The 12,235-nt window shown below is 59.6% G+C and carries 12 protein-coding genes and 1 pseudogene; all 13 read right to left on the reverse strand.

All coding sequences use genetic code 11. The features are described from left to right. Positions 1–23 precede the first annotated feature (23 nt). On the reverse strand, positions 24–728 hold the full coding sequence (locus tag ACMCNM_RS20150; protein ID WP_412765259.1) for an SDR family oxidoreductase: 705 nt from the start codon (positions 726–728) through the stop codon (positions 24–26). Between the two features lie 104 nt (positions 729–832). Then, a complete protein-coding gene (locus tag ACMCNM_RS20155; RefSeq protein ID WP_412765943.1) occupies positions 833–1,720 on the reverse strand; it encodes a LysR substrate-binding domain-containing protein in 888 nt (295 codons plus the stop codon). Positions 1,721–1,833: 113 nt separating this feature from the next. Continuing rightward, positions 1,834–2,073, reverse strand: coding sequence for a LysR substrate-binding domain-containing protein (locus ACMCNM_RS20160; RefSeq protein WP_412765260.1), 240 nt, complete (start codon positions 2,071–2,073; stop codon positions 1,834–1,836). A 245-nt stretch (positions 2,074–2,318) separates the two neighbouring features. Continuing rightward, positions 2,319–2,678 carry a cupin domain-containing protein gene (locus tag ACMCNM_RS20165; RefSeq protein WP_412765261.1) on the reverse strand — a complete coding sequence of 120 codons (360 nt, stop codon included), beginning with the start codon at positions 2,676–2,678 and terminating at the stop codon, positions 2,319–2,321. Next, positions 2,675–3,268 (reverse strand): N-acetyltransferase family protein, encoded by a 594-nt coding sequence (locus ACMCNM_RS20170; protein ID WP_412765262.1) that lies wholly within the window; start codon positions 3,266–3,268, stop codon positions 2,675–2,677. The genes ACMCNM_RS20165 and ACMCNM_RS20170 overlap by 4 nt, the downstream gene beginning before the upstream one ends. Positions 3,269–3,603: 335 nt before the next feature. Continuing rightward, positions 3,604–4,302, reverse strand: coding sequence for an anti-sigma factor domain-containing protein (locus tag ACMCNM_RS20175; RefSeq protein ID WP_186680644.1), 699 nt, complete (start codon positions 4,300–4,302; stop codon positions 3,604–3,606). Next, complete coding sequence (locus tag ACMCNM_RS20180) at positions 4,299–4,847, reverse strand: sigma-70 family RNA polymerase sigma factor (protein ID WP_186680641.1); 549 nt, start codon at positions 4,845–4,847, stop codon at positions 4,299–4,301. Before ACMCNM_RS20180 ends, ACMCNM_RS20175 begins: the two co-directional genes overlap by 4 nt. Positions 4,848–4,950: 103 nt before the next feature. Then, a complete protein-coding gene (locus ACMCNM_RS20185) occupies positions 4,951–5,478 on the reverse strand; it encodes a DUF3455 domain-containing protein (RefSeq protein WP_412765263.1) in 528 nt (175 codons plus the stop codon). A 210-nt stretch (positions 5,479–5,688) separates the two neighbouring features. Further along, on the reverse strand, positions 5,689–6,894 hold the full coding sequence (locus tag ACMCNM_RS20190) for a Bcr/CflA family efflux MFS transporter (protein ID WP_412765264.1): 1,206 nt from the start codon (positions 6,892–6,894) through the stop codon (positions 5,689–5,691). A gap of 20 nt (positions 6,895–6,914) precedes the next feature. Beyond that, a pseudogene (locus ACMCNM_RS20195) lies at positions 6,915–7,034 on the reverse strand (beta-ketoacyl synthase N-terminal-like domain-containing protein); the annotation flags it as partial. A gap of 65 nt (positions 7,035–7,099) precedes the next feature. After that, complete coding sequence (locus ACMCNM_RS20200; protein ID WP_412765265.1) at positions 7,100–10,192, reverse strand: efflux RND transporter permease subunit; 3,093 nt, start codon at positions 10,190–10,192, stop codon at positions 7,100–7,102. After that, positions 10,189–11,292 (reverse strand): efflux RND transporter periplasmic adaptor subunit, encoded by a 1,104-nt coding sequence (locus tag ACMCNM_RS20205; RefSeq protein ID WP_412765266.1) that lies wholly within the window; start codon positions 11,290–11,292, stop codon positions 10,189–10,191. Before ACMCNM_RS20205 ends, ACMCNM_RS20200 begins: the two co-directional genes overlap by 4 nt. Before the next feature lie 80 nt (positions 11,293–11,372). Continuing rightward, positions 11,373–11,987 (reverse strand): TetR/AcrR family transcriptional regulator, encoded by a 615-nt coding sequence (locus ACMCNM_RS20210; RefSeq protein ID WP_412765267.1) that lies wholly within the window; start codon positions 11,985–11,987, stop codon positions 11,373–11,375. Between the last annotated feature and the right edge of the window lie 248 nt (positions 11,988–12,235).

Genomic DNA, 12,235 nt, shown 5'->3' on the forward strand with positions numbered 1-12,235 from the left:
TACCGCGTGCGGCCCGGAGGCACTCAGACGCTGCGTGTAACGCCGCCATCGACCTTGATGTTCTGGCCGGTAATGTAGGCCGCCCCTTCGCTCGCCAGGAAGGCGACAGTGGCGGCAATCTCCTCACTGGTGCCATAGCGTTTAAGCGGCACACCTTCTCGACGCTGTTCGGTAGCAGGGAGACTGTCGATCCAACCAGGCAGCACGTTATTAATGCGAATGTTGTCAGCGGCGTACTTGTCCGCATAGATTTTGCTGAACGATGCCAAACCGGCACGGAAAACTGCCGAGGTGGGGAAGAGTTCGCTTGGCTCGAACGCCCATGCAGTAGAAATGTTGATGATTGCACCGCCTTTCTGGCGCTGCATGTACGGGGTCACCAGCCGCGCAGGGCGAATGACGTTGAGCAGGTAGGTCTCCATACCCAGGTGCCAGTCTTCGTCGCTGATCTCAAGAATCGGTGCCCGCGGACCATGGCCGGCGCTGTTAACCAGCACATCGATACGGCCCCATTTCTGAATGACTGCGTCGACTAGGCGCTGCAGGTCTTCATTTGACTGGTTACTGCCGGTTACACCAATACCGCCTAGCTCTTGCGCCAGGGCCTCGCCTTTGCCAGACGAAGAGAGAATACCGACCTTGAAGCCGTCAGCAGCCAATCTGCGAGCTGCCGCCGCTCCCATGCCGCTACCACCGGCAGTGACTATTGCTACTTTTTCTACTGACATACATCCCCCTAAGTGAGGCCTGGACGGGTTGTTGGTGAAATGAGACTAGCACCGTTCAGCACGTCTCAGAGAGACAACAACCCTTCTTCCTGCCAGTAGATAATCTATAGCCTCGCCTGTTCAAGTAGCCACGTTCGGACGGTTTCCAGGGCCGCCGGCTGGTGAGCGTTTCGCGGCCAGACCAGATAATAGGCTTTGTCCAAGCTCATTTGATGCGCCATTGCCAGCGCTAACCTTCCTGCCTCTAGGTCTGCTTTGACGAAGTGGTAGCTGGCCAATGCCAGCCCTTGTCCTGCTGCTGCAGCCTCGATCGCAAGTACTGTCTGGTTGAACCGCACATTTTTAGAGGGCTGGCGGATGGGGCTCTGGAAGGCCTGATCTATGAACTCAGGCCAGAAACTGTGAGCGTCATGCAGCAAGGTGTATTCCTGCAGTTTTTCCACGCTCTCTGGCCGACCCAGTTGTTCAAGCAATACCGGGCTAGCCACCGCAACTATACGTTCAGTCAGAAAAAGCTCGGCATTGAGCATATTCTCGAAAGGTGCACGTCCGTAGCGGACAGCGATGTCAGCTCCACCAGGCCGAAATTGCGAAATGCGGTCAGTGGCAAGTACTTGCAGATCGATCTGAGGGTGCGCAACTGAGAACGAGGACAGCCGAGGGATTAGCCACTTCGCCGCAAAAGTAGGCGTGACGCTGACCGTCAGCTCCTGCCCCACAGGCTTGAGGGCTTGCGTGGCCGTAGTGATCAAGGCGAATGCCTCACGAACTGCCAAGCTGTAGCCCTTCCCGGGTTCCGTTAAGCGCAGCCCTCTAGGCAACCGTTCAAATAACTTCAACGCAAGGCTCGTCTCAAGCCCTCGTATCTGCTGTGCCACAGCGGCCTGAGTGACACCTAGCTCGTCGGCAGCCAGCCGAAAATTCAGATGACGGGCCACCACCTCGAAAACCCTGAGCGCGTTAAGGGGAGGCAACAAGGTATGTCCGTTCATAGTGTTTTTTCTACTGGCAAGCGAGGGATTAAATGCCGCTTTGGGAGGATGAAAGGCGATAGCCATTTCTGCGGTTTGCGTGTAATCGCAGTTTTAGAGGCTACGTCGAAGCATCAGGAAAAGGAACCTGTGGCAGTGTAATTCACAGCCGCACTCTCCGTTGCCGGCACATTGGTTGGCATGCTGGCTGAATCGCTGTCGCAAACGAGCCCGGCGATCCAGTCAGCGAATGCGCTCACGGCTGGCGAAAGAAAGCGCTGATGCGGGTATAGCAGGTGCACAGGCACCGAGGCGGGCTGCCAGTCAGCAAGCACTTCGACCAACTGCCCTTCTCGCAGATGCTCCGAAACCACGCTCTCGCCCCTGTGGCCGTTTAACGGAGTCCGTCAGGCGCGTCTCGGCATGTTCGATAAGCCCCAGTATTTCCCGGCACTGCGCCAGATATTGTGGCTTGCGCCAACTGACGCCTTATTTATACGCGCGACTGCGCAGCCATGAGGTACAGAGCTGTTGTGGCCTGCCGAAGAACATTCGAGCGCCGCCAGCAGGCAAGCATGCAAACTGGCTTTGCGCTGCGCTCGATGAACGCCACCCGGTGCTAGTTCCCGGGCAAGAGGATCACGAAGTTCTTTTTCATGTTTTCCAGTACGGTCCATTTGCCCTTGGCGCCCGGTTCGATAATGAACGTGTCGCCAGCGGCCAGTGTGATGGGGGCGCAACCCTCAAGCTCGATGACGCACCGTCCACTCAGCACATGGCAGAACTCCCAAACTTTGTAGTCGATGCGCCACGCTCCGGTGCTGGCTTCCCATTCTCCGGAAATGCGACCGTGCTGTTCATCGTGATAATACTTGGACGTCAGCGTATGCGGGCTGCCTTCCACGACCTCTTCAAAAAAAGGAAGGTCGCGCACCGGTTGGATATCCAGTTGGCGGAACACGGTCAGTTTCTTGTTCATGGTCTTTTCTCAAGCACGTTGTGGGTAGGGCGATACATCAAATAGGCTTCACCGGTTACGCTCAGCATCGGGTGCGGAACGATCTGGCAGGTTTTAACAATGTGAAAACCGTGACGTTCGTAGAAGCGGCGTGCACCGTGGTTTTCTGCATAATCGATCAGGCATAGCCCATCCAGGCCAGAGTCCTCAGCGCGTTGCTGAGCATGGCGAAGAAACTGGACACCCAGCCCTTGGCTGCGCCAGGCCTCATCCAGGGCCAGGCTGGATATGTATAAGGTGTCGGGTATTTCCATGTCGGCATAAGGCGCGAGAACCGGGTCTGTCTCGACAGGCCTGTCTGGGGTCTCGCGCAAGGCATAGCTATGCATCATGCCGATGACGCGCCCTTCGAAAATGGCCATCAGGCAGTTCTTATAGGAAAAGTCGCCCTGTTCCCTGGCATAGCGAGACGTACCGACACTCAGCAATGCTTGTCCTGATGCGGCAAGCTTGCTCCATATGTAATCGGCCATGCCCTCCGATGTCAGTTGAAAGAAGCGTGCAATATCTTGTGCGTCTGAGGCTTGAGCGGGTCTGAAGTCGATAGGCATGTACAGCGCTCCCATGGAATCGGGTGGTTAGTTTTCAAGGATTACGCCTTTGAAAGGGAGGCAGGTTAGGCGGGTTCAACGGTTCCCATCATGCTCTGGGCGAACACTGTCAGCACGGCATGCGACGCTTCACATGCTCAAAGGCAGGTGGCCGTCTAATTGCTCAGGCCTTGGATTCAATCGTGGAATTGCCGGAGGTGGTGAGGCGAGAAGCGGGGCGACATGTACTTCTATGGGGGATGGCCAGAATCAGAGCAGGTTGCCTCCGTATAGGGTCGTATTGCACGAATGGCAGCTACCGACCCAAAGCGGTCAACGGTTGCAAACCTTTTTGGTCAAATCACTTTTACCGCGCGGCCAATGAACTTCACCGGCCCCGTAGGCAGCCCGGTAGGCGAACCGCCAGATTTCTCCAGTGTCAGTTCGAACAATTGGTTGGCCTCTAGCGGTGGCAGGCTCTGTAGCGGAACACGATAGGGCTCCCCGGGTTTGACCAGGCCCAGTGAAACCGGTGCTTGCCACTGTTCGCCCTTGGTCCAGAACTGAAGGGCCATGCCTTCGGGGACAGCATCCTGGCCAAGCGGGATCAGCTCTATCATGCGGCTATCGCTGGTCTGCACCACCCAGCCGGCGGTTTGGCTGTTCGGCGCCACCAATACCACCACGAATTGGGTGGTCGGAGGGGGCGCAGTAAGCAATGTAAACGCCAGGACCGCACTTGCAGCCAGCCCCGCAGCACTCAGCCCTTGCCACAGGCCGAGGCGTCGCCACCATTTAACTCGCTGTTGTGCGGCAGGTGCGGCCAGTTCATTAAGGCTGCGCTGGATGCGGCCCCACAGGCGGGCGCTTGGTGGTTGCGGCGCAGCCAGCGCAGTCAGCTCCAGCAAACGTGCTTCCCAGGCATTCACTGCGGCGCGCAAAGCCGAGTCGCTGACCAGGCGCTCGGTCACTGAGGCGTGTTGCTGTGGCGACAGGGTTCCCAGCACGAACTCGCCGGCGAGGCTGTCCAGTTCCTCGGCAGTATCCGGCTTCATTCCAGGCACTCCCGCAATGCCTTGAGGCTGCGCTTGATCCAGGCTTTGACGGTGCCCAATGGCGCCCCCAGCAGCCCGGCGATTTCGGCGTGGCTGCAGCCGTCCACATAGGCGTGCAGGATGCAACGCTGTGGTGCAGGCTGCAGTTTTTCAAGGCAACGGTAGATCTTCGCCGACCCTGACCAGAGGTCAACGTCATCGAATCCCCCCTGCAATGTGGGCGTCGTATCCATATCGGCTTCGTCCAGCACGGTTTCACGGCGTGAATCGCGGATCGAATTCAGTGCCAGGTGTCGGGTGATGCTGTAGATCCAGCCGCGCGCAGAGCCGCGTGCGGGGTCGAAGCTGGCGGAGCGGGTCCAGATACGGATAAAGGCATCGTGGACAATGTCTTCTGCGCTGGCGTCGTCACGCGCAATGCGCCGGGCAACGCCCAGCAGGCGCGCGCCTTCGTGGTCGTAAAGCGCCTGCAGGGCACGCCGGTCACCCTGTGCGCAGGCCTCCAGGCAGCGGTGGAAGTCGAAGGGGGCGACAGGCGAGTTCAACGTGTGCAGCTTCCTTGTGTCATGCAAGGTACCCCGGCCATCCAGCCGGGGGCTTGCCAACGAGCATAGATGAACGATTTTAAGGCGTATGCTCAAGTGCGCCTTACTTGGCTGTCCAGAACACATAGTCGGCCTGGTACTTGACGACCTGCCTAGCACCTTTGTTCTGCGCCGTACAGTCGCTTGCCGGCGCCACGCCGCCGCGGGTGGCCAGGCGCTGGATGTAGCTGACGCCCTGCATGGCGCCTTTGCCTTCGGCCAGGTTGGCCTTGACCAGTTGATAAGGTATAGCGCCCTTGTCTGCAGGTGCCACCGCCACCTGGGTGCCGGTGACTTTTGATCCGTCCTTGGCCTGCCATGTGGCGGGTGGGCCGAAGTAGTCGCCCACCTGTCTGCCGGCACGGTCATTGAGCGCGGCCTTGGGGCCTACGAATGTCCATTCGGTCTGGCCGGGGGTGTTGGCCTTATCGCGGCACTCGTAGGTGATCTCGCCGACGCCGACGGTCTCGAGCAAGACGCGATGACCATCGGGGACCTTGACCGCATCTGGCAGCGCGGTTTGGGCGTGAGCGGGTTGCAGCGCCAGGGCGAGGCAGCAGGCGAGCAGGCAGACGGAGGGTTTGAGGCTCATGGGTAGTGCTCCTGACAGGTCATTTGGCTGGGCAGTCACAGGCCGCCCATAAGCAATACCCGCCAACGGCCGGACTGGATGCACTGAATGGGTAAAAAACTGGTTTCGCCCATCGGGACCGACAGCTAACGACCCAAAGCTGCCGTTGGCCCAGGTTGACTATCGGCCCAAAGCAGTCTGCAGCACGCAACTGGATTTTTTTATTGAGACTCAGGGTCCCGTAGTCTGTCTTTCGATGTGGTTACCCGAAAAGAACAATAACAGCGCCACTAAGCAAACCGACGTCTGAATAACGCCTAAGCTCGACACAGGCGGGTACTGCAGAATCGATACCAGCCAAGTTGTGATCGCTGCAGCACCCATGGTCATAAAGCCAAACAATGCCGACGCAAGCCCCGCCTGCTTGCCGAATGGTCCCATGGTGATGGCCGTACCCAGAGGGTTGGCCAGACCCATACCCCAGAGAAAACTCGCCATCGACAGCGAGTACCAACCAAGGCCTGGATCGCTCGGCCCGACCAGCAGAAGGCAGCCGGCTAGCATTGCGGTGGTCAGACCCAAGGTAGCGACCGTGCGGCTGCCAAAACGGCGTGCCAGGGGCGGCGCGGCCATGCCGGCAGCGAATACCACGAAGACTGTGACAGCGAAGTACAACCCTGCCTGCAAGGATGACAAACCCATACCGCTCATCAGGATCGCGGGTGCGGCTGCGAAGGATGCGAACAGCCCACTCATAAGCAAGCTCACTGCAGTACCCGGAAGGATGAAGCGTTCATCAGCGATCAGCCGCCAGTAGGCGACCACTACCTGCGTTACCGATTGTGGGGTACGACGCTCAGGCGGCAGCGTTTCGCCAAGTCCACGTGCATAGAAAAACGCGATGACAACAGCAGCAACGCCAACCATCACGAAAATCGCTCGCCACCCCAGCGTTGTTGTCAGCAGGCTGCCGAGCAGCGGTGAGAAACCGGGGGCTGTCGCGGTGGCGATCATGGTCAGCGACAATGCTCGCGCCAGGGTTTGGCCTTCGAACAGGTCGCGTGCAATGGCGCGGGCCAGCACGGCGGCAGCGCAAGCGCCCAGCGCCTGGATGACTCGCCCGGCGATCAGCATATCCAGTGAGCCGGCAAAGCCTGCGACCAATGTGCCTGCTACGAAAAGCCAGAGACCGCCGAGCACGAGCCGCATGCGGCCGAAATGATCCGCCAGCGGCCCAACCACCAATTGCGCGAGCGCAAAGGTGATGAAGAAGCTGGAAAGCGTCAGGCCCAGCTCACGGGACGATACGCCTAGCTGCTGGCCAATGTCCGGAAACGCAGGAAGGATGATGTTGGTGGACAAAATGCTGATCGCCGAAAGCGCAGCCAGTAAAGCCACGATTTTGCCGGTCAGCGGCGTGCTGGTCTCTGTAGGCATCACGCTGTCGCTCGCGGTGTGCGAATGCCCGAGCGCCCGGCCAGCAGGCGGCGCCACACTTCATTCACACCACAGCCCAGCGGCCCGACGATGCCAGTACCGGTTACCACAATGCGTCTCTGCTGCTGAACGTTACTCATTGGAACCTCTCTTTGTCGGTCGGCGTTCTCCCTGGCCGCAGGAGAACGCGTGGCCGGGAGCTGCGTCAGGCTTTCGCCGTGACGCTCGAATCATCGCCGAGGCGGCTGGGGCGGATCTTGAACCAGATGGAGTACATCGCCGGCAGAAACACCAGGGTCATGATGGTGCCGACAAAGGTGCCGCCGATGAGGGTATAAGCCAGGGTTCCCCAGAACACCGAGTGCGTCAGAGGAATGAAGGCGAGAATCGCTGCCAGTGCCGTCAGCAACACGGGGCGGGCGCGCTGTACGGTGGCTTCGACCACCGCATTGAATGGGGCCAGGCCCTCTTTCTCGTTGTGATGGATCTGCCCGATCAGGATCAGCGTGTTGCGCATCAGGATCCCTGACAGTGCAATCAGCCCGACCAGTGCGTTGATGCCAAACGGTTGATGGAACAGGAGAAGCACCGGCACCACGCCAATCAAACCCAGCGGCGAGGTGAAAAACACCATGAACATCGCCGAGATCGAGCGTACTTGCAGGATGATGATCAGCAGCGTCAGGGCGATCATGATCGGCAGCAGTGGCAGAATCGCCTGGCTGGCCTTACCCGATTCCTCGATAGAGCCGGCCATTTCGATGCGAAAGCCAGTTGGCAAGGTTTCGATGATCGGCTGCAGGTCTTTCCATACGGCTGCCGAGACGTCTGGCGGCTGCAGCTCTTCGGCAATATCACCCCGTACGGTGATGGTCGGTGTGCGGTCACGACGGCGCAGAATCGGATCTTCCATACGCACATCGACCTCGCCGATCTGCGACAGCGGAATGCGCTGACCGGCTGAGCCAACCAGTGTGAAACCCTCGATCTTCGACGGATCGAGACGGATATCCCCCGCTGCCCGGCCGACCACCTGCACCGAGCGAATGTCTTCGCGCACCGTGGTGATCGGTACGCCGTTGAGCAGGAACTGCAGCTGCTGGGCGACTGCGTTAGAGGTCAGGCCTACGGCCTGCAGGCGATCCTGATCCAGCGAGAAATGCAGCGTTGGCACCTGAGGGCCCCAGTCGCTGTTCACGGTTCTCATCATCGGGCTGGCTTGCAAAACGCCCTGCACACGAGTGGCGATTTCGCGCAGTTGCATCGGGTCTGGCCCCATCACCCGATAGGCCACAGGATAAGGCGAGTACGGGCCGAAGACCAGTTGCGTGACGCGCACCTTGGCCTCGGGCGCCAGCCCTTCGGAGGCGGCCTCTCGTATACGCAGCTTGAGGGCCTCACGGGCCTCCTGGCTATCCGTCAGCACCACGATCTTGGCAAACGACGGATCGGGCAGCTCCGGCGCCATGGCCAGGAAGAAGCGGGGTGGGCCTTGCCCTACATAGGAGGTCACGATCTTCGCTTCTTCCTGCTCGCGCAGCCATGACTCAACCTTCACCGCCGTGGCGTTGGTCTGCTCGATGGAGGTGCCGTACGGCATTTGCACTTCGACCAGCACTTCGGGGCGGTCGGACGTCGGGAAGAACTGCTTCTTTACCAACCCCATACCCAGTACCGAAACCACGAACAAGGTGATGACCGTCCCAGCCACCAGCCATTTAAGGGCGATGACCCGCGCCAGCAACGCGCGAAAACGGTTGTAGTGGCGGGTGTTGTAGATGGCCGCATGGCCGCCCTCGACCTGCTTGATATCGGGCAACAACTTCACGCCCAGGTAGGGGGTAAACGCCACTGCCACCACCCATGAGGCGATCAGGGCAATGCCGACAATCCAGAACATGTTGCTGGTGTACTCCCCCGCCGTGGACTGGGCAAAGCCGTTGGGCATGAAGCCGATGGCGGTGACCAGCGTACCGGAGAGCATTGGCGCGGCGGTGTGGCTCCAGGCATAGGCCGATGCCTTGAAGCGGTCGTAGCCCTCCTCCATCTTCACCACCATCATTTCGATGGCGATGATGGCGTCGTCTACCAACAGGCCCAATGCGAGGATAAGCGAGCCCAGGGTAATACGGTCGAAGTTCTTGCCCGTGGCGGCCATCACCACAAAGACGATGGCCAGCGTCAGCGGCACGGCAGCGGCAACCACGACGCCGACGCGCCAGCCCATGCTGACAAAGCAGACCAGCATGACCACCAGCAACGCGACAAAGAACTTGATCATGAACTCATCAACGGACGAGGCGATATTGACGGCCTGATCGGTGACTTTGCTCAGCGTCATCCCTAGCGGCATGGCGTCGTTGATACTCGCGGTTTCTGCCTCTAGCGCCTCGCCGAGGTCAAGCCCGTTCCAGCCCTCGCGCATGATCACACCGAGCAGCAAAGCGGGCTCGCCATCGTTGCGTACCAGGAAGGTGGCGGGGTCCTCGTAGCCGCGCTCCACAGCTGCCACGTCGGCAAGCTTCAGCGTACGACCCTGTACGGCAATCGGTGTCTCGCGGATTTTTGCCAGTTTGTCGAAGGCACCATCCAGGCGCATGACGACCTGCGGCCCGGTGGTTTCCACCGAACCGGCAGGCGTCAGGGCGTTCTGGCTATTGAGTGCAGCAAAAATGTCCTGCGGCATCACACCCAGGGTTGCCAGCCGGTCATGGGAGAAGGATACGAAGATGCGCTCGGCCTGTTCGCCGATGATATTGACCTTCTTGACCCCTGGCACGTGCAACAGCCGTTGACGCAGCGATTCGGCGTCACGCACCAGCTGGCGCTGTGGTTCACCCTTGGCCTTCAGGGCATACACCGCGAAGGTCACATCGGAGAACTCGTCATTGATCATCGGCCCGATAACGCCGGCAGGCAACGTTTTGGCTTCATCACCCAGCTTCTTGCGGGCCTGGTAGAACTCTTCCTGGACCTGCGACGGCGGGGTGCTGTCGCGCAACGACACCACAGTGAATGCCAAGCCCGCGCGAGTGTAAGTTTCGCTGCGGTCGTACCACTTCAGCTCCTGCATGCGCTTCTCTAACGGCTCGGCGACCTGATCCTGCATTTCCAGGGCGGTAGCGCCTGGCCAGGCAGTGATAATGGTCATCTGCTTGACGGTAAACGGCGGATCCTCGGCACGACCCAACTGAAAGAACGCCAGCGTTCCGGCCACCGCGATCAGCAAAATCAAGAACAGTGTGATAGAGCGCTCGCGAACCGCGAGGGCGGACAGGTTGAAACGCCCCTTGCTCATCGCTGACTCCCGGCTACCGGTGTGACAGCCACTTGGGCAAGCCGTACTTCCTGGCCATCACGCAGCAGGTGGGCACCTAGGGCAACCACGTGCTCGCCAGCCTTGAGCTTGCCAGCGACACGCGCCGTATCATCACTGATACCTATTACCTGAACGGGCCGCCAGGAGACCTTCGCCGGCTCGCCGGCAATTACCCACACCCCTGTGCCATTGCCTGGATCGTATAGCGCGGCGATAGGTACCTGCAGCAGCTGAGTGGCGCTCTTGCCCTCTGCGATGTTCAGGGTAATGGTGGAGCCGAGCGGCGCGCTCGCCAACGCGCCGTCAAGCACATACCGGGCTTCGAAGGTTCGGGTGGTGGCATCGGCAGCCTCAGAGAGCAAGCGCAGCTTGGCTGCCACGGCAGCGCCGCTATTGCCATACAAGGTAGCTTGAGCTGTGGAGCCAGGCGTCGGGCGCAGGGTTTCAGGAAGGTGCACGACAGCTTCGCGCTGCCCCGCCCGCGCTAATCGGACCACCGGTTGGCCGGCACTGACTACTTGGCCGGGCTCTGCCAGAGTGTCCATCACCACCCCATTGGCGTCAGCCAACAACACCGCGTAGCCCGTGGCATTGCGCGCCACATCAGCCTGAGCCTGGGCAGCGCTGAGCTGAGCCTTGGCGGAGTTGGCGGCGGCCTTGATCTGATCATAGCGCGACGCCGATACCGCGCCGGCGGCTACAAGCACGCGATAACGCGCCTCGTCATCAGCCGTCTGCTTGGCCAGCGCCCTAGCGGAAGCGACCGTCTCCTGCTGCGCACGCGCCTGTAGTTGCAGGTCGACGGGATCGAGGCGCATCAACGGCTGGCCGCGCGTGACCGTTTCCCCAGTGTCAACCAAACGCTCGAGGATCTTGCCCGATACCCGGAAGCCCAGATCACTCTGGGTACGTGCGACCACTACGCCAGTGAATGAACGGCCCGTCTCGGACGACTGCTGGACCGTGGCCGCCCTGATCAACGGCGGCTTGTTGCGGGGGTCTTGGTCGACTGACGACTCTCCACACGCCACCAGGACGGTAGGCAGTAAAAAGGCAAAGGTGGCGAGCTTGAGGCGCATGGGTTCCGTTACTCAAGAGCTAGATATGAACCACATTCTTATTCTGGTGACCAATTCTGTCAATGGTCACAATCCAATAACTAAGGTGCCAGGCTGCGCAATATTAGTGCCGGCAGAAGTACGACGGCCTCAGGCGCTGAATCGAGGTTGTACTGCAATTGAGCCGCGTTGACGTAGGGGCGCAGGATCAAAAAGATTGCATTGACGGCCTCATCCAGGGGTGTTTTGCGCTCGAACTCCCCAGACTGTCGGCCTTCGAGGACGATCTTTTGGATAAGCTCGCGGATACGCAGCTCATGAGTCTTGACCGACGGCCACAGGTCGCGCGAAGCGACGGCGGCGATGTCGTAAAGCTTGCGATCATGGAAGAACAGATCGCTGCCAGCCTCGGAAATCGAGCGAAATAGGCGCCTTACTTTCTCGGATGCGGTCGGCGCCTCGGCAATGGCGGCTTCGACGATTTGCATGATCAGGGCCAGGCGATTGCTGCATATCACCCCGCCGATGGCCTGCTTGGAATCGAAGAATTTATAGATGTAGGCCTTGGAGAAACCGATCGCTTTGGCGAGGTCCGAGACGGTGGTCTTTTCGTAACCATAATGGCCGAAATGCTGCGTCGCCGCGTTGATGATCTGGTCGCGAATCTCATGATCCAGCGGGCCACGTAGGGTCGAGGTGTTCATATCTTCATTCATGACCAAAGCTTAACTCCGTGGCGAACTGATTGACAGATTGTGACTAATATACATCATGGTCACTACCTGTATTAGCTCTAGAGATACGTCATGCCTGCGTCCCGTATTCTTGCTCTCGTGGTAAGCACAAGCCTGGTAGCGGGGTGGGCTTGATGTATCCGGCCTTTGCGATTTGAAGCCTTACCCGAATGGCCCAGATGTCTTTCAGTCGGAGCGGAGCTGTTTGCCCGACCAATATTCCTTTGTTC

Origin of the sequence: Pseudomonas sp. NGC7, assembly GCF_047159675.1 — a bacterium.
Classification (GTDB): Bacteria; Pseudomonadota; Gammaproteobacteria; order Pseudomonadales; family Pseudomonadaceae; genus Aquipseudomonas; species Aquipseudomonas kermanshahensis.

Coding starts and splice junctions, on each gene's coding strand:
- ACMCNM_RS20150 (WP_412765259.1), bottom strand. CDS start 728: ATGTCAGTAGAAAAAGTAGCAATAGTCACTGCCGGTGGTAGCGGCATG.
- ACMCNM_RS20155 (WP_412765943.1), bottom strand. CDS start 1,720: ATGAACGGACATACCTTGTTGCCTCCCCTTAACGCGCTCAGGGTTTTC.
- ACMCNM_RS20165 (WP_412765261.1), bottom strand. CDS start 2,678: ATGAACAAGAAACTGACCGTGTTCCGCCAACTGGATATCCAACCGGTG.
- ACMCNM_RS20170 (WP_412765262.1), bottom strand. CDS start 3,268: ATGCCTATCGACTTCAGACCCGCTCAAGCCTCAGACGCACAAGATATT.
- ACMCNM_RS20175 (WP_186680644.1), bottom strand. CDS start 4,302: ATGAAGCCGGATACTGCCGAGGAACTGGACAGCCTCGCCGGCGAGTTC.
- ACMCNM_RS20185 (WP_412765263.1), bottom strand. CDS start 5,478: ATGAGCCTCAAACCCTCCGTCTGCCTGCTCGCCTGCTGCCTCGCCCTG.
- ACMCNM_RS20190 (WP_412765264.1), bottom strand. CDS start 6,894: ATGCCTACAGAGACCAGCACGCCGCTGACCGGCAAAATCGTGGCTTTA.
- ACMCNM_RS20200 (WP_412765265.1), bottom strand. CDS start 10,192: ATGAGCAAGGGGCGTTTCAACCTGTCCGCCCTCGCGGTTCGCGAGCGC.
- ACMCNM_RS20205 (WP_412765266.1), bottom strand. CDS start 11,292: ATGCGCCTCAAGCTCGCCACCTTTGCCTTTTTACTGCCTACCGTCCTG.
- ACMCNM_RS20210 (WP_412765267.1), bottom strand. CDS start 11,987: ATGAATGAAGATATGAACACCTCGACCCTACGTGGCCCGCTGGATCAT.